This window comes from Actinacidiphila oryziradicis (genome assembly GCF_005047355.1).
Taxonomy (GTDB): Bacteria; Actinomycetota; Actinomycetes; order Streptomycetales; family Streptomycetaceae; genus Actinacidiphila; species Actinacidiphila oryziradicis.
Genome location: NZ_SUMC01000017.1, coordinates 1 through 21,740 on the forward strand (window position 1 = coordinate 1; position 21,740 = coordinate 21,740).

At 70.5% G+C, this 21,740-nt stretch carries 17 protein-coding genes, 1 tRNA gene and 1 pseudogene; 11 read left to right on the forward strand and 8 right to left on the reverse strand.

Annotation, left to right across the window (positions count from 1 at the left end; translation table 11 throughout):
* Together FCI23_RS56475 and FCI23_RS18870 are read right to left on the reverse strand one after the other, a co-directional pair.
* A pseudogene (locus FCI23_RS56475) lies at nucleotides 1-570 on the reverse strand (hypothetical protein); the annotation flags it as partial.
* A 203-nt stretch (nucleotides 571-773) separates the two neighbouring features.
* On the reverse strand, nucleotides 774-1,271 hold the full coding sequence (locus FCI23_RS18870) for a MarR family winged helix-turn-helix transcriptional regulator (protein WP_136725082.1): 498 nt from the start codon (nucleotides 1,269-1,271) through the stop codon (nucleotides 774-776).
* Between the two features lie 89 nt (nucleotides 1,272-1,360).
* Here FCI23_RS18870 and FCI23_RS18875 point away from each other — a divergent pair, with 89 nt between their 5' ends.
* Both FCI23_RS18875 and FCI23_RS18880 read left to right on the forward strand, forming a co-directional pair.
* The gene (locus FCI23_RS18875; RefSeq protein ID WP_136725083.1) at nucleotides 1,361-2,185 is read left to right on the forward strand and encodes a trans-aconitate 2-methyltransferase; all 825 of its coding nucleotides are present in this window, start codon (nucleotides 1,361-1,363) and stop codon (nucleotides 2,183-2,185) included.
* Nucleotides 2,182-2,553 carry a VOC family protein gene (locus FCI23_RS18880; protein ID WP_136725084.1) on the forward strand — a complete coding sequence of 124 codons (372 nt, stop codon included), beginning with the start codon at nucleotides 2,182-2,184 and terminating at the stop codon, nucleotides 2,551-2,553. The genes FCI23_RS18875 and FCI23_RS18880 overlap by 4 nt, the downstream gene beginning before the upstream one ends.
* 63 nt (nucleotides 2,554-2,616) lie before the next feature.
* On the opposite strand, the gene FCI23_RS18885 is transcribed toward FCI23_RS18880, so the two are convergent.
* Together FCI23_RS18885 and FCI23_RS18890 are read right to left on the reverse strand one after the other, a co-directional pair.
* A complete protein-coding gene (locus FCI23_RS18885) occupies nucleotides 2,617-3,219 on the reverse strand; it encodes a TetR/AcrR family transcriptional regulator (protein ID WP_136725191.1) in 603 nt (200 codons plus the stop codon).
* Between the two features lie 79 nt (nucleotides 3,220-3,298).
* Nucleotides 3,299-4,288 (reverse strand): acyl-CoA desaturase, encoded by a 990-nt coding sequence (locus FCI23_RS18890; protein ID WP_136725085.1) that lies wholly within the window; start codon nucleotides 4,286-4,288, stop codon nucleotides 3,299-3,301.
* Nucleotides 4,289-4,743: 455 nt separating this feature from the next.
* Here FCI23_RS18890 and FCI23_RS18900 point away from each other — a divergent pair.
* From FCI23_RS18900 to pth, 5 genes are all read left to right on the forward strand, one after another.
* Nucleotides 4,744-4,815, forward strand: a tRNA-Gln gene (locus tag FCI23_RS18900).
* A 106-nt stretch (nucleotides 4,816-4,921) separates the two neighbouring features.
* Nucleotides 4,922-6,376 carry a bifunctional UDP-N-acetylglucosamine diphosphorylase/glucosamine-1-phosphate N-acetyltransferase GlmU gene (gene glmU / locus FCI23_RS18905; protein WP_136725087.1) on the forward strand — a complete coding sequence of 485 codons (1,455 nt, stop codon included), beginning with the start codon at nucleotides 4,922-4,924 and terminating at the stop codon, nucleotides 6,374-6,376.
* Nucleotides 6,377-6,505: 129 nt separating this feature from the next.
* Entirely contained in the window at nucleotides 6,506-7,477 is a 972-nt protein-coding gene (locus FCI23_RS18910; protein ID WP_136725088.1) for a ribose-phosphate diphosphokinase, read from the forward strand.
* A gap of 167 nt (nucleotides 7,478-7,644) precedes the next feature.
* Nucleotides 7,645-8,238, forward strand: a complete 594-nt coding sequence (locus tag FCI23_RS18915; RefSeq protein WP_136725089.1) for a 50S ribosomal protein L25/general stress protein Ctc — start codon at nucleotides 7,645-7,647, stop codon at nucleotides 8,236-8,238.
* An 80-nt stretch (nucleotides 8,239-8,318) separates the two neighbouring features.
* Complete coding sequence (pth, locus tag FCI23_RS18920) at nucleotides 8,319-8,924, forward strand: aminoacyl-tRNA hydrolase (protein WP_136725090.1); 606 nt, start codon at nucleotides 8,319-8,321, stop codon at nucleotides 8,922-8,924.
* 171 nt (nucleotides 8,925-9,095) lie between these two features.
* On the opposite strand, the gene ppc is transcribed toward pth, so the two are convergent.
* Nucleotides 9,096-11,840: a phosphoenolpyruvate carboxylase gene (gene ppc, locus FCI23_RS18925; RefSeq protein ID WP_136725091.1), complete on the reverse strand. Its 2,745-nt coding sequence runs from the start codon at nucleotides 11,838-11,840 to the stop codon at nucleotides 9,096-9,098.
* 203 nt (nucleotides 11,841-12,043) lie between these two features.
* Between ppc and FCI23_RS18930 the strand changes: the two genes are divergently transcribed.
* Nucleotides 12,044-13,372 carry a sensor histidine kinase gene (locus tag FCI23_RS18930; RefSeq protein ID WP_136725092.1) on the forward strand — a complete coding sequence of 443 codons (1,329 nt, stop codon included), beginning with the start codon at nucleotides 12,044-12,046 and terminating at the stop codon, nucleotides 13,370-13,372.
* Between the two features lie 953 nt (nucleotides 13,373-14,325).
* Here FCI23_RS18930 and FCI23_RS18935 read toward each other — a convergent pair.
* Nucleotides 14,326-14,817: an SUKH-3 domain-containing protein gene (locus FCI23_RS18935; protein WP_136725093.1), complete on the reverse strand. Its 492-nt coding sequence runs from the start codon at nucleotides 14,815-14,817 to the stop codon at nucleotides 14,326-14,328.
* A complete protein-coding gene (locus tag FCI23_RS18940; protein WP_136725094.1) occupies nucleotides 14,814-15,344 on the reverse strand; it encodes a YwqJ-related putative deaminase in 531 nt (176 codons plus the stop codon). The genes FCI23_RS18935 and FCI23_RS18940 overlap by 4 nt, the downstream gene beginning before the upstream one ends.
* Nucleotides 15,345-15,582: 238 nt before the next feature.
* On the opposite strand from FCI23_RS18940, the gene FCI23_RS18945 reads away from it, so the two are divergent.
* From FCI23_RS18945 to FCI23_RS18955, 3 genes are all read left to right on the forward strand, one after another.
* Nucleotides 15,583-16,572: an SMI1/KNR4 family protein gene (locus FCI23_RS18945; protein WP_136725095.1), complete on the forward strand. Its 990-nt coding sequence runs from the start codon at nucleotides 15,583-15,585 to the stop codon at nucleotides 16,570-16,572.
* A gap of 8 nt (nucleotides 16,573-16,580) precedes the next feature.
* The gene (locus tag FCI23_RS18950) at nucleotides 16,581-18,767 is read left to right on the forward strand and encodes an SUKH-4 family immunity protein (RefSeq protein ID WP_136725096.1); all 2,187 of its coding nucleotides are present in this window, start codon (nucleotides 16,581-16,583) and stop codon (nucleotides 18,765-18,767) included.
* Between the two features lie 203 nt (nucleotides 18,768-18,970).
* Nucleotides 18,971-19,894, forward strand: a complete 924-nt coding sequence (locus tag FCI23_RS18955) for a DivIVA domain-containing protein (protein WP_136725097.1) — start codon at nucleotides 18,971-18,973, stop codon at nucleotides 19,892-19,894.
* Between the two features lie 127 nt (nucleotides 19,895-20,021).
* On the opposite strand, the gene FCI23_RS18960 is transcribed toward FCI23_RS18955, so the two are convergent.
* Nucleotides 20,022-21,515 (reverse strand): MFS transporter, encoded by a 1,494-nt coding sequence (locus tag FCI23_RS18960; RefSeq protein ID WP_136725098.1) that lies wholly within the window; start codon nucleotides 21,513-21,515, stop codon nucleotides 20,022-20,024.
* Nucleotides 21,516-21,740: the final 225 nt, after the last annotated feature.

The following is a 21,740-nucleotide window of genomic DNA, read 5'->3' on the forward strand; positions in this document are numbered from 1 at the left end:
GCCGCCGCCGCCGTTGTGGCCACCGCCGCCGCCGCCGCCGTTGTGGCCACCGCCGCCGCCGCCGCCGTTGTGGCCACCGCCGCCGCCGCCGCCACCGCCGCCGCCGCCGCCACCGTGGCCACCGCCACCGCCGCCGTGGCCGCCACCATAGTGGTAGCAGTTGTCTCTGCCGTGGTTGCCCTTGTGGTTGCCCTTGTGGCCGCCGTGGTCGCCACCGTTATCGTCGTGATCACCGTTATCGCGGCCGTGATCAAGGTTCTCGTTGCCGTGATCACCATTGTCGCCGGGATCACCCTCGTCGCTGGGATCGCCGTTGTCGCCACCGTTGTCGTCACCGTTGTCGTCACTGCTGGGGCCACTGAACTTGGCACTGAGATCCGGCAGTGTGGCGAGCTCGCTCGGCGAGAGGTCCTCGGTTGCTCCGAGCCGGCCGGAGGCGGACTGCTTGATGTCGTTGCTGCGGTTATCGGCAAGGGCGGTACCCGCCGTGCCCGCGAGGGCGAGAGATGTGGCCAGGATGCTGGTCGCCGTCGCGACGGCGGCCCTGTTGTAACGGGACTGCAGAGTCATCTGCATCTCCAAGTGGAGCGGGACCCTGCGAGGGTCCGGGGATTGGAAGCCGACGGGACCCGGCCGCCTGTAATGGCGGTCGGTGCTTCCATGTCGGCAGCCGCGGTAATAGGACCCTTTGGGCCTTTATGCGGCGTTCGCATTGCCCACGCTAAGTACGCACCTCTCCGTGCGCAACATGTAGCTCTCTGTAACCGCCGCAGTCAGTCCGGCACATTGTCGAACGGCGCCGTCAACCGCCGTAGCAGCCCCGCCAGTTCGTCGCGCTGCTGCGTCGAGAGCTCACCCAGGAGCGCCCGCTCCTGTTTCAGGAGCCCCGCCAGTGCCTGGTCGGCCCGGTTCCGCCCCTCGCCGGTCAGTCGAACCAGCACCCCACGCCGGTCCGAGGGGTCGGGAAGCCGCTCGACCAGGCTCTTTTTTGCCAGGCGGTCGATTCGGTTGGTCATGGTGCCGGAGGTGACCAGTGTCTGGGTCAGCAGTTGCCCCGGTGAGAGCTGGTAGGGGTCACCCGCACGGCGTAGTGAGGTGAGGACGTCGAACTCCCATGGCTCCAGGCTGTGCTCGGAGAACGCCAGGCGCCGCGCCCGGTCCAGATGCCGCGCGAGTCTGCTGACCCGGCTCAGTACCTCAAGTGGCTCAACGTCGAGGTCGGGGCGCTCTCGGCGCCACGCAGCGACCAGCCGGTCGACCTCGTCCTCCATGGAGGTCAGTGTAGTGGTTCTGTCGACATGAAGTCTCTTGACGTGAAGTCTCTTGACATCAAGATATTAGATGAGGGACGGTGTCGACCATGGCAACACAGAAACCCACCTGGGACCCCGACCAGTACCTCCGTCACGCCACCCACCGCACCCGCCCCTTCCTCGACCTGATCGCCCGCATCCCCGAACTCCCCACCACACCCCCACGCATCGCCGACATCGGCTGCGGCCCCGGAAACGTCACCCTCCTCCTCACCCACCGCTGGCCCGACGCCCACATCACCGGCTACGACAACTCCCGGGAAATGCTCGACTCCGCCCAGGCCTACGCAGGTTCGACCCCGGGCGGCGGCACCCTCGATTTCCAGCACGCCGACGCCGCCCATTGGCACCCCCACCACTCCTACGACCTCATCGTCTCCAACGCCGCCCTTCACTGGGTCCCGGGCCACGCCGACCGCTTCCCCGACTGGACCGACCACCTCACCCCCGGCGGCACCCTCGCCTTCCAGGTCCCCGGCAACTTCACCGCCCCCAGCCACACCCTCCTCCGCGACCTCTGCGACGCCCCCCAATGGCGCGACCGCCTCGCCGACCCCGCAAGCCGTCCCGCATCGGTCCTCGAACCCGAGGCCTACCTCGAACGCCTCACCGGCCTTGGCCTCCACGTCGACGCCTGGGAAACCACCTACATGCAGCTCCTCCACGGCGACGACCCCGTCCTCGAATGGACCAAAGGCACCGCCCTCCGCCCCGCCCTCACCGCCCTCGCCGACGACCCCGCCGCGAGGGACGAATTCCTCACCCAATACCGTGACCTCCTTCGCAAGGCCTACCCCCCGACCCCCCACGGCACCGTCTTCCCCTTCCGCCGCCTCTTCGTCATCGCCCGAAAGGCCCAATCCCCCGCATGATCGCCGCCCTGGAGCACATCCAGCTCGCCGCCCCACCCGGCAGCGAACCCCTCCTCCGCTCCTACTACGTCGAAATCCTCGGCATGACCGAACTCCGCAAGCCCCCAGTCCTCGCCGCCCGCGGCGGCTGCTGGTTCGCCTCCGGCGCCGCACAACTCCACATCGGCATCGATGACGACTTCCGCCCCGCTAAAAAGGCCCACCCCGGCATCCGCGTCGACAACGTCCACCCCTTCGCCAAGCGCCTCACCGAGCGCGGCGCCAAAGTCGTCTGGGACTACGACCTCCCCGGCCACGAACGGTTCTTCTCCGAAGACCCCGTCGGCAACCGCCTGGAATTCCTGCAACCCGTCGCGATGCGGCCCTGAACACAGCACAGTGCCCCCGGACCAGGGCCCGGGGGCACTTCGAACAACCGGCACAACAGAACCTCAGTTCTTGCGGCGCCCCACCAGACGTGGCCTGGGCTCCAACCCGGAAAGCCCGTTCCACGACAGGTTCACCAGATGCGCCGCCACCTCCGCCTTCTCCGGCTTTTGCGTCTCCAGCCACCACTGCCCCGTCAAGGCGACCATCCCCACCAACGCCTGCGCGTACATGGGCGCCAGCTTCGGATCAAAACCACGCCGCTTGAACTCCATCCCCAGGATGTCCTCCACCTGCGTCGCGATATCGCTGATCAACGAAGCGAACGTCCCCGTCGACTGCGCCACCGGCGAATCCCGCACCAAGATCCGAAACCCGTTCGTGTACTGCTCGATGTAGTCCAGCAGTGCGAACGCGGCCTGCTCCAACAGCTCCCGCGGATGCCCGCCCGTCAGCGCGCTGGTCACCATATCCAGCAACCGCCGCATCTCGCGGTCCACCACAACTGCGTACAGCCCCTCCTTACCACCGAAATGCTCATACACCACCGGCTTCGAGACCCCCGCCTTGTGCGCGATCTCCTCCACCGACGTTCCCTCGAAACCGCGCTCCGCGAACAGCGTGCGGCCGATGTCGAGAAGCTGCTCCCGCCGCTCCTTGCCCGTCATCCGCACGCGCCGCGCCCGCCGGGAGGGGGAGGCCGTACCGTCCTCACCGCTCGTACTGCTGCCGTCGCTCACGCGTTAATCATGCCGCTTCACTGACGCTTTCTTTACGCCGGGCAGAGATACGGTCGGCGGTCGGCCACCGTACGTCCGTCGCCCACCCCAGCAGCTCGCACCAGCGGATGATGCGCGCGCTCGAGTCGATCTGCCCCCGCAGCACCCCGTGCCGAGCCGACGTCGGGTCCGCGTGGTGCAGGTTGTGCCACGACTCCCCGCAGGACAGCACCGCGAGCCACCACACATTGCCCGAGCGGTCCCGCGACTTGAACGGCCGCTTCCCCACCGCGTGACAGATCGAGTTGATCGACCACGTCACGTGATGCAGCAGCGCCACCCGCACCAGCGAGCCCCAGAAGAACGCGCTCAGCGCGCCCGTCCAGCTCATGGTGACCAGCCCGCCCACCAGCGGCGGCAGCGCCAGCGAGACCAGCGTCCACAGCCAGAAGTCCCGCGAGATCCGGCGGATCGCCGGGTCCCTGATCAGATCCGGCGCGTACTTCTGCTGCGGCGTGCGCTCCTCGTCGAACATCCACCCCATGTGCGCCCACCACAGCCCCTTCATCAGGGCCGGCAGCGTCTCCCCGTACCGCCACGGGCTGTGCGGGTCACCCTCCGCGTCCGAGAACTTGTGGTGCTTACGGTGGTCCGCCACCCAGCGCACCACCGGCCCCTCGACCGCCATCGAGCCGGCGACCGCCAGCGCGACGCGCAACGGGCGGTTCGCCTTGAAACTGCCGTGCGTGAAATAGCGGTGGTAGCCGATCGTCACCCCGTGGCAGCCCAGGAAGTACATCCCCACCATCAGGCCCAGATCCAGCCAGCTCAGCCCCCACCCCCAGGCCAGCGGGACCGCGCAGAGAAGCGCGATGAACGGGACGCTGATGAACAGGCCGAGCGTGATCTGCTCGATCGACCCCTTCTTGTCGCCGCTGAGTGTCGCCAGCGGCAGCTGCTCTTGTTCCTCGCGCCCGGGTTCCCGGGACTCGGTGATCACGTCTGACTGTGTGGTCATGGGGGTCCCTCGCCAGGGTGTTGTGTGGGGGTTTGCCATGGCTTGACCGTGCTACGCAACCGTAACCTACGGCGGGGTAAGTGTGGCAGTCCTCAGTTGCCGCAGGGCGGGGTGCAAATGTCGGCCGACCGTACGGCTCGTTACTGCTCTCTTGTACTAATACCCAGGTTTTGGCCAGGCTGCGCGTCCGTCTTCGCTCGTGCCGGTGATCGTGGGCCAAACCACCAGGTGGGGGCCCGTTCTACGCGTGAAGCTGCGCGTATGGACGCGGAGGCCGAGCAGCTCTGGGCCGCGACGCGGAGAAACGTGGGTGACGGCTGTCGCGGCTGCCTGAGGGTGGTCGTCAACCGGAGTGCGGACCTATATCGTCGCATCGAGGGCTGGTGGTGCGGCATAGTAGTGGCAGCTCAATCGGAGCTCGGCTCAGTTCGAGGTCCGATGTGAGTTGTTTGCTGTCCGCTGTGGTGTAATTGGCAGCACAGGGGCTTTTGGTGCCTCTTGTCCGGGTTCGAGTCCTGGCAGCGGAGCGTAACGCGTTGGCCCCGACTTTCAGGTCGGGGCCGTTCCCATTTCTGGATCAATACACGCCGGTATCCTGCGGGTGTCCATCCCCCAAGCCGAGGAGCCCCTCCCGTGAGCCCCCATCGCCCGGCTGCCGTTGTTGTCCTCGCCGCGGGTGAGGGCACCCGCATGAAGTCGGCCACCCCGAAGGTCCTGCACACGCTCAGTGGCCGGAGCCTCGTCGGCCACGCCGTCGCCGCGGCCCGCGGGCTGGACCCCGAGCACCTCGTGATCGTGGTCGGCCACGCGCGCGAACAAGTCGCCGCCCACATCGCCGGGATCGACCCGGATGCCCGTACCGCAGTGCAGCACCAGCAGAACGGCACCGGTCACGCGGTCCGGATGGGTCTGGAGGAGCTGGCGGCCCAGGGCGTCGCCCTGGACGGGACCGTTGTGATCACCTGCGGTGACACCCCGCTGCTGACCGCGGACACCCTGTGCGACCTGGTCGCGACGCACCAGGCGGACGGGAACGCCGTCACCGTACTGTCGGCAGCGGTGCCGGACCCGACCGGCTACGGGCGGATCGTGCGGGACACGAGCGACGGCACGGTCCTCGCGATCGTCGAGCAGAAGGACGCGACCGACGAGCAGCGGGTGATCGCGGAGATCAACTCCGGGGTGTTCGCGTTCGACGCGAAGCTGCTCAACGACGCCCTCGGCAAGGTCACGACCGACAATGCCCAGGGCGAGGAGTACCTCACCGACACCCTCGCCATCCTCCGCGAGACGGGCCACCGAGTGGGCGCCGCCATCGCCGCCGACCACCGCGAGATCGCGGGCATCAACAACCGCGTACAGCTCGCGGAGGCGCGCCGGATCCTCAACGACCGGCTGCTGGAGCGGGCGATGCTCGCCGGCGCGACGATCATCGACCCGGCGTCCACCTGGGTCGACGTGACGGTGGAGTTCGAGCCGGACTCGGTCGTGCTGCCGAACACCCAGCTGTACGGGGCGACGACGCTCGCCGCGGGCGCCGAGGTGGGCCCCAACTGCACCCTGACGGACACCGTGGTCGGTGCGGGGGCGCGGGTGTCCAACACGGTGGCGGACAGCGCGGAGATCGGCGAGGCGGCGAGCGTGGGCCCGTACGCGTATCTGCGCCCTGGTGCGAAGCTCGGGCCGAAGTCGAAGGCGGGTACGTACGTCGAGGTGAAGAACTCGACGATCGGCGAGGGTACGAAGGTGCCGCATCTGTCGTACGTCGGGGACGCGACGATCGGGGAGTACACGAATATCGGCGCGGCGAGCGTCTTCGTGAACTACGACGGTGAGACGAAGCACCACACGACGGTCGGGAGCTACTGCAAGACGGGCTCGGACAATATGTTCGTGGCGCCTGTCACAGTCGGGGACGGTGCGTACACCGCGGCGGGTTCGGTGATCACGAAGGATGTGCCTGCGGGGGCGTTGGCCGTGGCCCGTGGCCAACAGCGCAACATCGAGGGCTGGGTGGCCCGGAAGCGTCCCGGGAGTGCGGCGGCGCAGGCGGCGGAGCGGGCGGCGGGCGCGGAACAGGGCCGGTAAAGGGAGCTTCAGGTGTGGTCCCCACGTGCGCGGAGGGTTTGAACAGCGCGTACCGTGTGAGGTGCACACAATTCCGCCAGCTCGTCGTCATCTGGGCGAAGCTGCGTCGAACATCGAGGAGACGGTGCCGTGACCGGGTTCAAGACGACCGGTGAGAAGAAGTTGATGCTCTTCTCCGGCCGCGCATACCCCGAGCTCGCGGAGGAGGTGGCACGTCAGCTGGGCGTGAAGCTGGTCCCGACGAAGGCGTTCGACTTCGCGAACGGTGAGATCTATGTCCGGTTCGAGGAGTCCGCTCGTGGCTCCGACGCTTTTGTGATCCAGAGCCACACGGCTCCGATCAATAAGTGGATCATGGAGCAGTTGATCATGATCGACGCTCTGAAGCGGGCGTCCGCGAAGCGCATCACGGTGGTCGTGCCGTTCTACGGCTATGCGCGCCAGGACAAGAAGCACCGTGGCCGCGAGCCGATCTCGGCCCGGCTGATAGCGGACATGCTGAAGACGGCCGGTGCGGACCGTATCCTCACGGTCGACCTTCACACGGACCAGATCCAGGGCTTCTTCGACGGTCCGGTGGATCATCTGTTCGCGCTGCCGATCCTCGCGGACTACGTGGGCGCGAAGGTGGACCGCAGCAAGCTGACCGTCGTCTCGCCGGATGCCGGCCGGGTCCGGGTGGCGGACCGCTGGTGTGACCGGCTGGGTGCGCCGCTGGCGATCGTGCACAAGCGCCGGGACAAGGACGTCGCGAACCAGGTCACGGTCCATGAGGTCGTGGGTGATGTCGAGGGCCGGGTGTGTGTGCTGGTGGACGACATGATCGACACGGGTGGCACGATCTGCGCCGCGGCGGACGCGCTGTTCGCGAATGGAGCCGAGGACGTCATAGTCACGGCGACCCATGGTGTGCTGTCCGGTCCGGCGGCGGACCGGCTGAAGAACTCGAGGGTGAGCGAGTTCGTGTTCACGGACACGCTGCCGACGCCGGGTGAGCTGGCGCTGGACAAGATCACGGTGCTGTCGATCGCGCCGACGCTCGCGAACGCGGTGCGTGAGGTGTTCGAGGACGGTTCGGTCACGAGCCTCTTCGAGGACTGAGACTGATCGATTTCTGGGGAGGCCTCCCCACCGGGTAAGCTCATGGAGTTGCTCGGCGAGGGAGGCTTTTCCGTCCTCCGTTATCGACGCGCTCCTCGTAAGTGGAACGGCCCGTCGTGGGCCGGGCGACCGTGACTGCACCAGTCGTCCTACGAGGAGTGAGCCCCATGGCCGAGATCAAGATCGCCGCATCCATCCGTACCGAGTTCGGCAAGGGCGCCGCCCGCCGCGCCCGCCGGGCGGGCCTGGTCCCCGCCGTCATCTACGGTCACGGTGCCGAGACGAAGCACGTGACCCTGCCGGGCCACGAGCTGCTGCTCGCGCTCCGCACCAAGAACGTGCTGATCAGCCTGGATGTCGAGGGCACGACCGAGCTGGTCATCCCCAAGGACGTGCAGCGTCACGTGCTCAAGGGCTTCATCAAGCACGCCGACCTGCTCACCGTCGTCCGCGGCGAGAAGGTCACCGTCGAGGTCCAGGTGCTCACCGAGGGCGAGCTGGCCCCCGGCGGCAACCTGCTGGAGCACGTGCTGAACGCGCTGCCGGTCGAGACCGAGGCCACGCACATCCCCGAGTCCGTCACGGTCTCCGTCGAGGGCCTGGAGGCCGGCGCGCAGATCCTGGCGAGGGACATCCCGCTGCCCCAGGGCACGACCCTGGCGATCGAGGAGGACGCGGTTGTCCTCCAGGTCCTCTCCGCGCAGGCCGAGGTCGCCGAGGCGGGCGAGGGTGCCGAGGGCACTGAGGCCGCCGAGGCCTGATCGGGCCTCCCCGTCCCGTCCGACCGCCGTCCCGCTCTCCGGAGCGGGACGGCGGTTCCTGTTGAATGGACCGTATGAGCATGAGCGCAGCGCAGCCCGCGCAGCCCACGGAATCCGCCCCCGACGGGCCCTGGCTGGTGGCGGGGTTGGGCAATCCTGGGCCCGAGTACGCCGGGAACCGGCACAACATCGGCTTCATGGTGGCCGATCTGCTCGCTGAGCGCATCGGCGGGCGTTTCAAGACCCACAAGAGCCGGGCCCAGGTGGTCGAGGGGCGGATCAGTGGCCGGCGGGTGGTGCTGGCCAAGCCGATGACCTACATGAACCTGTCGGGGGGGCCGGTGACGGCGTTGCGCGACTTCTTCAAGGTGCCGGTCGGCAACATCATTGCCGTACATGATGAGCTGGACATCGACTATCCGACGCTGCGGTTGAAGCGCGGCGGTGGTGACAACGGGCACAACGGCTTGAAGTCCATCACGAAGTCGCTGGGGCCGGATTATCTGCGGGTGCGGTGCGGGATCGGGCGGCCGCCGGGGCGGATGGATGTGGCGGCGTTCGTGCTGAAGGACTTCTCGGCGTCGGAACGCAAGGAGCTGGACTGGTTTGTGGACCGGTCGGCCGATGCGGTGGAGGCGCTGATCGTGGAGGGGCTGGAGCGGGCGCAGTCCACGTACAACAACTGACGCCGAGCGTTTTCCGGTAGGCCGCAGTGCCCGGTTCTGGTGATCCTGCGCCGTCGGTGCGCCCTCGGCTCCCGCACCGCTTCCTCCCCCGGCGCCCAGCAGGCAGCGCCGGCGTGCCGACGGGGGCGTGGACGGGCCCGGGGTGGGCCCGTCCACGGGTTCCCAGGAGTGTCAGCCGGTGTTGCGCAGGCCTGCCGCCACACCGTTCACGGTGAGAAGCAGGGCGCGGGCCAGCAGGGGATCCGGTTCCTCGCCCCGTGCGGCGGCTTCCCGCTGCCGGTGGAGGAGGCTGACCTGGAGGTAGGAGATCGGGTCGAGGTACTGGTCGCGGATGTGGAAGGTCTGGGAGAGGACGGGGCTGGCGTCGAGCAGCGCATCTTCGCCGGTGATGCGGAGGACTTCCTCGACGGTGAGGGCGTGTTCGGCCCTGATGATGTCGAAGATCCGCTTGAGGTGGTCGGGGACCAGGGTGTCGACGTAGTGCTGGGCGATCCTCAGGTCGGTCTTGGCGAGAGTCATCTCTACGTTGGACAGGAAGTTGCGGAAGAAGTGCCACTGTTCGTGGGCTTCGGCGATCACATCGGCGAGGCCGGCCTCGCGGGCGGCCTTGAGGCCGGAGCCGACGCCGAACCAGCCGGGGACGATCTGCCGGGACTGGGTCCAGCCGAAGACCCAGGGGATGGCGCGCAGGCCGTCCAGTCCGGCGCCGCTGTCGGGACGGCGGGAGGGGCGGGAGCCGAGGTGGAGTTCGGCGAGCTGGTCCACCGGGGTGGAGGCGAAGAAGTACGCGGGGAGGTCGGGGTCTTCGACCAGGAGCCGGTACGTGTTGTGCGCCGCGTCGGAGACGGTGTCCATGGCCGCGTCCCAGCGGGACAGGTCCTCGTCGGACTGCCGGGGGGCGGTGTGCAGCGCCGAGGCCTGGAGGGTGGCGGCGACGGTGAGTTCCAGGTTTTCCCGGGCCAGGGACGGGATGAGGTACTTGTCGGAGATGACCTCGCCCTGTTCGGTGACCTTGATCTCGCCTTCGAGGGTGCCCCAGGGCTGGGCGAGGATCGCGTCGTGGGAGGGGCCGCCGCCGCGGCCGACGGTGCCGCCGCGGCCGTGGAAGAGCCGCAGCCGTACGCCGTGGCGGTGGGCGACGTCGCGGAGGCGGCGCTGGGCGCGGTGGATCTCCCACTGGGAGGTGGTGATGCCGCCGAACTTCGAGGAGTCCGAGTAGCCGAGCATGACTTCCTGGACATCGCCGCGCAGTGAGACCAGGCGCCGGTAGGACGGGTCCGACAGCATTTCCTCCAGGAGCTTGTCGGCGACCTTCAGCTCGTCCGTGGTCTCCAGCAGCGGCACGATGCCGATCTTGGCGACTCCGGCGTGGAGGTCGATGAGCCCGGCCTCGCGGGCCAGGACGGCGGCGGCGAACACATCGTCGGAGCCGAGGCACATCGAGATGATGTACGACTCCACGACCCCCGGTCCGAAGCGTTCGAAGGCCTCGCGGATGGTGTGGAAGACGCCGAGGGTCTTGGCGCCTTCGGCGTCCAGCGGCGCGGGGGTGCCGGCGAGGGGGCGGCGCGAGCGCAACTCCTTGGCGAGGAGCTTGCGGCGGTAGTCGCGCGGCATGTCGGCGTACCGCCAGGATTCCTCGCCGAGGCGGTCGAAGAGCTGGCCGAGGGCGTGGTGATGGGCATCGGCGTGCTCGCGTAGGTCCATGGTGGCGAGCTGCAGGCCGAAGGCGGCCAGGGTGCGGATCGTGCGGTCCAGGCGACCGTCGGCGATGAGCTCGCCGCGGTTGGCGCGCAGCGAGTCCTGCAGCAGGCGCAGGTCGGCGAGGAGCGCGGCGGTGCCCAGGTAGTCGCGGCCGGGCTCGTGGGGGGTGCCCTTGGCAAGCCGCTCGCGGGTGTTGACGAGTTTCTGGCGGATGCAGGTGGCCTTGAGGCGGTAGGGCTCTTCGGCGTTGAGGCGCTTGTAGCGGGGGCTGATTTGGGGGAGGAGGGCCAGGTCGCTGTCGAGGGAGGCGAGGAGTTCTTCGCTGGCGCCGGAGTTGCGGATGGAGCTGGACAGCGCGGCGCGCAGGCCGTCGATCAGGGCGAGCGCGTCATTGATGCCGTGCTCGTGCTGGAGGATCAGCACATCCCAGGTGACCTCGGGGGTCACATTCGGGTTGCCGTCACGGTCGCCGCCGATCCAGGTGCCGAAGGTCAGCGGGCGCGTCTCGGGCGGCAGTGGCACGCCCACGCGCTCCAGCTCGGCCGCGAGGTCCTCGAGTACGTCGCCGACCGCGCCGGCGTGCAGCTCGTCCAGGTAGTAAATGGCGTTGCGGGCCTCGTCGGCGGGCTCGGGCCGGACGACCCGGAGCTCGTCGGTCTGCCAGAGCAGGTCGATGTTCTCGGCCAGCCGCAGGTCGGCGCGGCGGCGGTCACCGCTGTCGGCGCCGGCGGCGTGATCGGCGGGGGTGTCGAGGAGTTCGGCGACGCGGCGCAGCTTGGTCAGGACGCTGCGGCGGGCGGCTTCGGTGGGGTGGGCGGTGAAGACCGGCCTGACGTTGAGGTGCTCGACGGTCTCGCGCAGGTGCTGGGGGTCGGCGTCCTTGAGCCGGTCGGCGGTCCGGGCGAGGAGGCTGCCGTCGGCGGCGCGGCGGGCGCGCAACTCACGGCCGCGGTGTACCTGTTCGGTGACATTGGCCAGGTGGAAGTAGGTGGAGAAGGCGCGCACCAGCTTGGCTGCGGTCTGCAGGTCGGTGTCGCCGAGCAGTGCGGCGGCGGCTTCGCCGTCGGTACGGGTCAGGGCCCGGACCTTTTCGACGAGGTCAAGGAGTTCCTGGCCCTCCTGCCGTACGAGCGTTCCGCCGAGCAGATCGCCCAGGCGGCGGATGTCCGCGCGCAGGGGTGCGCTCTCGGGGGTGTTGTCGGCGCTGCTCACAGGTGCGGCTCCTATTGCAGTGTGGGGTGGCAATGTGGGGTGGCGGCTGCTTGATGTGCGGCTTTGGGCGGAGTGCGGACCGCGCTGTCCGACGGCACCAGGATAGGTCGATGGTCTTCCGGACACCTGGTGCGCCCGTCAGGCGGACTCTTTTGCTGCCGCCCGGCGCCTGAGGCCATAGGGGGACGCCTACGCTGGGGGACATGAGTACGACGGGGGAGTACGTACCCGCCGCGGCCGCTGTGCCCGCTGCCGGGGGCGCCTACTGGTGGCCGAGGCGGCGCAGCCTGGTGCTGGATGCGGTGTTGGCAGCCGTATCGGCGGTGGAGTGTCTGGTGGAGGGGGTCGCGTTCGCGCAGCGGGCGGATATTTCGCCGGTGCTGGCGAGCGTTTTCGGGCTGCTGGTGGGGGCGGCGCTGGTGTTACGCCGGCGCTGGCCGGTTGCCGTGGTGCTGTTGTCCATCGCGGTGACGCCGGCGCAGATGGGGATTGTGCTGAGCCTGGTCGGGCTTTACACGCTTGCCGCCTCGGAGGTGCCGCGTCGTATCACGGGCGTGCTGGCAGGCATGTCGGTGGTCGGCACGCTGATCGTCACTGTCCTTGGGCTGCACGGCGGCGGTTACGGTGCGCCGTTCGCCGCCGTGGCGCTGACGGCGGTGCTGTCGGCGGTGGGGATGACCGCGCCGCCGGTGCTGCTGGGCCTGTACGTGGGGGCGCGGCGGCGGCTGGTGGAGAGCTTGCGGGAGCGGGCGGACGGGCTGGAGCGGGAGCTGACGCTCCTGGCGGAGAAGGCGTCGGAGCGGGCCGAGCGCGCCCGGCTGGACGAGCGCACGCGGATCGCCCGGGAGATGCACGATGTGGTGGCCCACCGGGTGAGCCTCATGGTGGTGCATGCGGCGGCTTTGCAGGCGGTGGCACTGAAGGACCCCCGCAAGGCGTCCGCGAGTGCGGAGCTGCTGGGGGATATGGGGCGCCAGGCGCTGAACGAACTGCGCGAGATGTTGGGTGTCCTTCGGACGGATTCCACTTCTCCCGCATCTGGCTCTGCCGTGGCTCGGGACGCCTCCCCGGACCTGACTGGGAGCCCGGTCACGGTCCTGGCCCTGCCCGTCAGCAGCCAGCCGGATCCCGACGACGACGGGCCGTGTCTGGCGCAGCTCGACGGCCTGGTCGAGGAGTCCCGCGCGGCCGGTATGTGCGTGGAGCTGGTCGTGCAGGGCGCGGAACGTTCCCTGGCGGCCCGGGTGGAGACGGTGGTCTACCGGGTCGTCCAGGAAGCCCTCACGAATGTGCACAAGCACGCGTCCGGTGCCGCTGCGCAGGTGATCCTCGCCTACCGCGACACGGAAGTGGCCGTCCTCGTCCGCAACGGCCCTCCGGCGGGCGGCTCCGACGTACGGTTGCCCAGCGGCGGCAACGGCCTGCTCGGCATGCGTGAGCGCGTCACCGCGCTGGGCGGCGGTTTCGCCTCCGGCCCCACGGCCGAGGGCGGTTTCCGCGTGTCCGCGATGCTTCCGGCCTTGGCGGGCTGAATTTGGCGCCCTGCGCCGTTGCGCGGGGTGCGCTTTGTTCGGTGGTTGGGTCGGTGGCGCCTCCGGGGTGACTCTCTCCCCCAACCTTCGGCCGCACGCCGGACGGGCTGGGTTTTGGCGCCCTGCGCCGGGGGTGGGGTGCGCTTTGTCCGGTGGTCGGGTCGGGGTCGCCTCCGGGGTGACTCTCCCCCAGCCTTCGGCCGGGAGGTGCCCCCACGACTGTGTGCCAGGACCCGGCGTTCTTTGCGCCATCGCCACCGGCACTTGGGCGACACAGTCTGCGGGGACACCCCTGCACCGCCCCCTCCGGCCGCCACAGCGCCTTGCGGTGCGTCTCCCTTGCGGCCCAGACACGTCCTTGCCCGGCACGCGGTGCGTTGGTTTCACGGTCTCCCACCACGGCGAGACCGTCACGCGCCCATCCGGCCGGGAGGGGACGCGCCGGGGTGTCCCCGCAGGGGACGAGCACATGCACCCCGGGCGCCTTCACTGCGGACCCGCACGTGCGAGCCCCGAGGAGATCACCCCACAGCGGCCCCGACCCCCACAACGGATATCGCGTGGCGGCACGCACGACAACCCAGCCCGTCCGGCGTTTGTGGGGGCACCTCCTGGGGGCACCTCCCGGCCGAAGGCCGGGGGAGGTAGCTGGGGGAGGAACCGGCAGCCCCGGCAGAGGGGGCGGAACTGCGCTGGCCCAGCAAGGCAAACCCAGCCCGTCCGGTGTCAGGACAGCCCCGCACCGGGGGGACCCGGCGTCGCCTCGGCCGGCCCGGCGAGGGCCATGCGGTCGACGCGGTTGATGAGGAGCGCGTAGGCGAGGCCTCCCACGCCCGCCAGGGCGTAGGGGACGGGTCTGGGGGCGGAGCCCCCCACGCGGCGCCAGCCGCATGTCGGACGCAGCCGGGGAGGGGCGCGGTGGGGAGGCCCGTCGCAGGCGCCCCGACGCGGGCCTAGAGGGCGAGCCGGACCGGGGGGCTGCCGGTGAGGAGGGTGGTGAGCGCCCGGTCGATCGTGGGCCCGAGGTAATAGTCCCCGGTGTGATCGATGGCGTAGACGCGCCCCTGCGCGTCGATGGCGAGGTGCGCCTGGCCGCTGAGCTCCTCACCGAGGGGGCACACCTCGGTTTCGAGGGCGCGGCTGAGGTCGCCGAGGGTACGGGCGAGGTACAGCCCACGCATGGGGTCGATCAGCGCGGGGGTCGGGGCGACGGCCCCGCGAAGGGGCCCGGTGGCGGCCGGGAGGGTGAGGCCGCCGAATTCGGCCCAGGCCTCGACGGCGGCGGGGAAGACGGTGTGCTGGTGCCCGGCGGGGGAGGCGTACGCGCGTAGCGTGTCGGCCCAGAGCTCGGCCTGCCGTATGTCCCAGCGGCCGGGCTGCCAGCCGGCGGACCGCAGGGCATCGCTTACGCCCGCGGGGAAGCGAGTCTCCGTGCTGTGCTTCACGCGCCGTCCGCCCCCGGGTCAACCGCCCGTACGCCGAAGTGCGCCAGTAGGGGCGCGCATGAACGGCACGGGGGCGCGTAGGAGCCGTGCGTGGGGTCGCCGTCCTCGCGGATCCGGCGGGCCGTGAGTTTCGCGCCTTTCAGGGCCTTGCGGGCCTCGTTCCTGGTGAGGGGCCGGCGCGAAGCGCGCTTGCTGCGCCCGGCGTCGGCGGCGGTGAGGAAGCGGGACAGGAGTACCGGCTCCGGGCACCGTCCGGCGAACCGCTCGCGCTGGGCGGCGGGGAGAGTGTCGAGGACGTCCTGGACCAGCGGATGAAGCGGCGGCGGCTGCTCGGCCTTGCTGCCCGTGCAGGTCAGTATCTCGTCGCGGACGGAGAGAGCGGCGGCCACCGCAGGCAGGATCCCGTCACGTCGGTGCCGCAGCACGGGCGGCGGCGGATCGTCGTCCGCAGGGCCCCAATTGAGCCGCGGATCAGCGGCGGCGGTTGCCGCGTTCGCGGCGGCGGCATCGGCATCCGTCATGTGCATCTGTGCGTGTTCCTCCTGTCCGCCCTCCGAAGAGGACGCCCCCTTGCGTGCCCCAGCCTGCCAAATGTGCCTGGTGGTACGGAAGTCAGGTACTGGGATCGGACATAGCCGTGTGCGATATGTCACGGCGCCCGGAGTGCGGCCGGGCTACGGCCGGGGTACGGCCCTGCCCCGGGCTTACGCTCGCCGGACCCCCTAGGCTGTCGCCAACAGCCAGATTCAGCAGGGGGCATCCGCAATGACGACAGGTGGTCGGCTCGGGCAGCAGACCGTGCCACCCAACGCCGCCTACGCCGGGCAGTTCGTACGCTTCCCGGACCCGGTGCGCGCCACGCGCCACCCGAAGGGCGTATGGGTGGACGACGACGGCTACCCGGACTTCACCCCGTACGCCCGCGCGGCGGCCGAGATCGCCGAGCCGCCCGACGGCTTCGGCATCGACGAGCTCCGGCTCACCGACTACGTATCGGCCAACGCCGCCCACCACGCGGCCGGTCACGAACTGTGGGCGAGCCTCCCGACCGTCGCCACCCCGCACGGCTGGACCTGGCACCATGTCGTCGGCACCCGGCGGCTCGAGCTGATCCCTGTCGAGGTCAAGGCGCTGCTCCGGCACCACGGCGGCCTCGCCGCCTCCGCCACCGACCGGACCAAGCACGGCACCCGCCCCCTCCAGGACGCCCGTCCGGTCCATTTCGGTCTGCCTACCGACCCGGTCGCCGTCACCGAGGACCAGATCCGCGACGCAGAGGAGGAGCTCGGCTACCGGCTCCCCGGCGGCTACCGCACCTTCCTCAAGGCGGCCGGCGGCTGCGCGCCCGTCGGCGTGGCCCTCGACCCCGGTCTTGGACTCCTCGTCGACCAGCCGTTTTTCACGCTCCGCGACGAGGCCGCCGTCAACGACCTCGTCTACGTGAACAAATGCCTGCGCGACCACCTCACCAAGGACTATCTCGGGATCTGCTACGTCCAGGGCGGAGTGGTCGCGATCAAGGTCCGGGGCGAGGAGCTTGGCTCGGTCTGGTTCTGCGCGTACGACGACGTGCGCGACGGCGGTGACGTGGAATGGGAATCCCCGCAGGAGCGGGTGGCCGCCCTCCTGCAATCCTGCGGTGCGAACTTCGACGACTTCCTGCTGCGGCTGGCCGGCAACCCGCCGGAGCTCGGCACCGTTGCGAACCTGATGGTCGAGGGCGGCTTCGCCAGCGCCGTCCCGGTGGAGGGATAGATCCGGTCGTGGTCACTTTCGCACAGGCGCAGGAGCGCGCCGAACGGTGGATCAATGGTGACGTTCCGGCGTACGAGGCTCGTGAAGTGCGGGTCCGCGAGTTCGAACTCGGCTTCGTGGCCTGGTCCGAGCCGCGCGAGGGCGTACCCTCCGCAGGCAGCGACGACGCCCGGATCCGGCTTGTCATCGCCCGCGACAGCGGCGAGGCATCGCTGTGGCCCGGACTCCCCGTGGGCGAGGTCATCCGCCGCTATGAGGAGGAATACGGCGCCCATCTCGCGGACGCGGTCCCCGGGCCGCCCCAGCGGATCGATCTGGAGGCCACGTCGTTCCTGCTGAGCCCCCCGCAATGGCTCCAGGACGCCGCCGACAAGATGGGCATCCCCGACCGCCGTCGCTCCGGCTCCTTTCAGGGGGCCGATTCCGGCGAAACGGTTGTCCTGGGTGGCGGTCCGGCGGCTGCTACGGATGCCGGCCGGGCGACGGGTGGCGGTGGCGGCGCGGGTGTCCCGGGCCCGGGGTCCGCAGCGCACCGCCCGTCCGTTTCCAGTGCTTCCGGCGCTTCTGGCGCTTCGGCCAGTGGGTCCACCTCGGAACGTACGCCGCCGCCGGTATCGGCCACACCGTGGACCAACGCGAACAGCGCCGACGACGCCGAGTCGGTCGCGCCGCCTGCCACGGTCTTCGCGCCCCCGACGGCCGACCCCGATCAGCGGCCCCATGTCCCCCCCTTCCCGGGCGCCCCGCTTCCCCCGCCGTCCGGCCCCGCCGTTCCACTGCCCCCGCCGGCCGCCCTCGCGGCCCCGGCCATGGGTGGTCCGGGTGTGCCGCCTCCGCCTCCGCCGCCTCCGCCGACGGCGGTCCCGGGTGCGAGTGGTTACGGCTACCCGGCTGCGCGGAGTGCACCGGCTGCGCCTCCGCCGCCCCCTGCCGCCCCGGGGTACGGATACCCGGGTGCGCCGCCGGGCCGTCCCCCCGGCGCCGGGGACATCGCGGCGGCGCCGACGGCGAAGGCCGGGCGCGGGACCGTGCCGCCGCCTCCTCCGCCGCCGAGGGCGCCCGGTGGGGTGCCCGGTGGGGTGCCCGGGGGCGGCTACGTCCCGACGCGGGTTGCCCCGGCAGTGGACCTCAACGCCACACCCGCCCCCGCACCGCCGGTGCCCGGCGCACCCGCCGGAGGGTACGTGCCCCCGCCACCGCCCGCCGGGGTGCCGACGGTGGGCCCCGGCTATATGGCCGTGCTGCGGTACCGCGCGGCGGACGGCTCGGAGCAGCAGATCATCCGGCGCTCGGCGCCGGGCACCCCGCACCCGGAGTGGCAGATCCTGCATGAGCTGCGGGCGCTCGGCGTGCCGCCGCAGCAGGTGCTGGAGCTGCACACCGAGCTGGAGTCGTGCGAGCTGCCCGGCGGCTACTGCGCCCGTATGGTCCGCGAGACGTGGCCGCAGGTGCGGGTCAGCCACACCGCCCCGTACGGGAAGGACCACGCGGGCCGTCGGCACGGCGTGCAGCATCTGCTGACGCACCAGGGCGAGCTGCACCAGGTGGCCGGTGGCCCGGCCCGTCCGCAGCCGCAGCGGGTGCCGATGCCGGACCCGAACCAGGTGCAGCGGGCGCCGTTCATCCCCATCGAGGGGATCGGGCACGAGCTGGTGCAGGCGTTCGGACCGCAGGGAATCTTCCGGTTCGACCAGCGGGCGGCGGCCCGCCAGGGGGTGCCGGACATCGTCGCGCAGACGCTGACCTGGGTCGGCCTGCCGGTGGACTTCGGCCCGTTCTTCTGGGCCCAGGCCCAGCCGGGCCGCCCGGTGCCCACACTGGCCGAGCTGGCGGCGGAGCGCCGGGTCCGGCCGGCTCCGGACGCGGGCTCCTACCTGGTCATGGGCAGTGACTTCGGCCGCCAGATGTGTGTCCAGTACGGTACGGCGCACGTCGTCGCCGTACCGCTGGAAGCCGCCCCCGGCGGGGAGTCGAGCGTGCCGCAGTTCGTGAATTCGAGCCTGCCGGAGTTCGCGCGGTGCCTGGCGCTGCTGGGGCGGATGTGGCGGCTCCGACTCGGGCTGACGCCCGATCAGGCGGGTCGCTGGACGGTTGACTTCCAGGCCCAGCTGGCCGCCCTCGACCCGGCGGCGATCGCCTCGCCGGAGCACTGGTGGGCGGTGCTGATCGAGCAGATGTGGGACGGCCTGCTCTAGGGCCCGTCCGCCGTAGCGGCCGGACGGGCCCTAGCAGGGATCCGTCAGGTCCGGCCCTGCGGGAAACCCGCGGGAACAGCCGCAAGAGAGGCGCGCTCCGTCAGAAACGGCGGGGCGTGCCTCTTTCGTGTGTCGGTACGTGGACATTTCGTGCAAATATACAAAAGTGGTTGCTGTATGGCGAGGGATGAAAGGGGCCTTCCATGACCAGCACCGCATCACCCTACGGCTTCAGCGCCGCCCGGGTCCGGGGCTACCACCCCGAGCAGGTCGACCGCTTTCTGGAGGAGCTCTCCGAGGACCGCGACGCGGCCTGGGAGCGCGCCGCCCGGCTCACCGTCCTCGCCAATGACATGGAGGCCGAATGCGCCGCCCTCCGAGCCCAGGTCGAAGCCCTCGGCCCGCCCTCCTACGCAGCCCTCAGCGCCGGTGCGCAAGAACTCCTCCGCCTCGCCGAGACCGAGGCCGCGGCCGTACGGGAACGCGCCTCGGTCGAGGCGCGCAATGCCCGCGCCGCCGCCGAGACCGCCCGCCAGGCCCTCCTCGACCAGGCCCACGCCGCTGCCCAGGCCCGCCGCGCCGCCATCGAGGAGCACGAACGCCGCGTCCTCGACGGAGCCGGCGCCCACGTCGCCGAGCTGCGCCGCGAGGCCGAGCGCGAGGCCGCCGCCACCCTGGACGAGGCCCAACAGGTGCTCAACGCCGTCAGGGAGGATGCCACCCGCACCCTCAACGGGCTGAGCGATGAGCGCCGTGAGCAGCTCGAAACCCTGGAGCACGACCTCGCCGAACGTGCCGCCGGCCTCGAAAGCCGCATCTCCGAACTCGCCGCCTACGCCGAGGCACAGCTCCGCGAGGCCTCCCAGGTGCTCCACGCGGAAGAGGACGCCGCCCGCCGCCGCCAGGACGCCGCAGAGGCCGAAGCCGCCGAGCTTCTCGCCCAGGCCCGGGTCCGTGAGGACCGGATCCGCCGGCAGGCCGAGCGTTCGCTCCGCGAACAAGAGGTCCGCCAGGACGAGATCCGCGCGCACCTCACCCACATCCGCGAATCCCTCGCCACCCTCTCCGGCCGGGACCCCCGGGACAGACCGGACGCCCCGGAAGCCCCGGACACCCCGGACGCCTGAGCGGGCGTTTGCGTCTGGCGGCCGCAAGGCGGAGGAGGGAGGCGACGCGGAGCGTCGTCGACTGACGACAACGCCGCGAGCGCTGGTGCCAGGGCACGCGACGCCGCGGAGATCGGCCGGACAGGCCCTAGCCCTCGTCCCCCTCCGCGAGGACGGGAAAGCGGCGCGGCATGACAAAGACCAGCACCAGCACCGCCACCCCCGCCGCCAGCACGGCCCCCACATACACATGATTGACGGCCGCCCCGACGGCCCTCCGCACCGCTTCCGACGCACCGTTGAGCCCACGCAGCCCGGCGACACCCCCGGGCGTACCGGAAAGCGCCGCATTGGCGACGGCGCCGAAAACGGCAGCGCCCACGCTCTGCCCGACCTGCCGGCAGAACAGGATGGACGAAGTCGCCGTACCACGTTCGGCCCACCGCACAGTCGACTGCACCCCGACGATCAGCGGCAGCTGGAACAGCCCCAGGGCGCCGCCGAGCAGCAGCATGACCAGCGCCGGCTGCCACGCCGGGCCGCCGTTGGGCAGCAACGTAAGGGCCAAAAGGATCGCGGTACCGGCGGTGATGCCGATGAGCGCGGTGTCGCGGAACCCGATCCGCATATAGACGCGGTTGCTGAAGGCGGCCGACATCGGCCAGCTCAGCGACATGACGGACAGGACGAAGCCGGCCTGGACGGGACCGAGGCCGAGCACGGTCTGCCCGTATATCGGCATGAAGACGGTCGGCGCGATGATCACCACCCCGAGCGCGCCCAGCGCCAGATTCACCGAGGCGATGACGCGCCGCCGCCACACCCACCCGGGGATGATCGGCTCGGCCGCGTGCCGTTCGATCCATACGGTGACGACCGCACCGGCCGCACCCGCGCCGAACAGAATCAGCGACTGCCAGGACAGCCAGCCCCAGGCCACCCCGCCCTGGACGAGGGCGAAGAGCACCACCCCGCCCGACACGAAAAGCCCGAGCGCGCCGGGCCAGTCGACACTGCGCCGGGTCTGTGTACCGGCGGAGGACCCCGATTCGCGCAGGTGGCGGACTATGAGCAGCAGCGCCATCAAGCCGATCGGCACATTGACCAGAAAGATCCACCGCCAGTCGGCGTACTCGGCGAGAAGGCCGCCCGCCAGTGGCCCGGCGATGGCCGAGACCGCCCACACGGTGGAGATGGCGGCCTGTATCTTCGCCCGTTCCCTCAGCGCGTACAGGTCCGCCGCGACCGTTTGCACCGTGCCCTGGATCGCGCCGCCGCCCAGGCCCTGGATGACGCGGAAGGCGATGAGGCTCGCCATGTCCCACGCCCCGGCGCACAGCAGCGAGCCGAGCAGAAAGAGCGCGATACCGGAGATGAGCACCGGCTTGCGGCCGAACATGTCGGCGAGCTTGCCGTACACCGGCAGAGTCACCGTGACCGCCAGCAGATAGCCGGAGAAGAGCCACGAGAAGACCGAGAAGCCGCCGAGATCGCCGACGATCTGCGGGACGACGGTCGAGATGATCGTGGAGTCCATCGCCGCGAGCGCCATCGCGAGCATCAGCGCGGCGACCACCGGCCCGCGCCCCCGAGGAGGGGAGGCGCCCGTTCCGGCCAGTACGGCCTGCTGATGCTGCGGCATTGGGTGTGCCCTCCCATGGTATGTGTATGCCACACCCTTCCAGGTGGAACCTGGAGTCCGGTAGTGGGTTTCCGCGCCGGCCACGTTGCGTGCCGGTCGTCCGGGCTTGAGTCTCCCGCCACTGGAAGCCGCACACTCGGCTCCGAACCGCGAATCCGGACCGCGAGGTCGGGGTCAGGTCGGGCCGGGCCAGGTCCGCCGAAAGTCGCAGTCCCCTAGGGGATC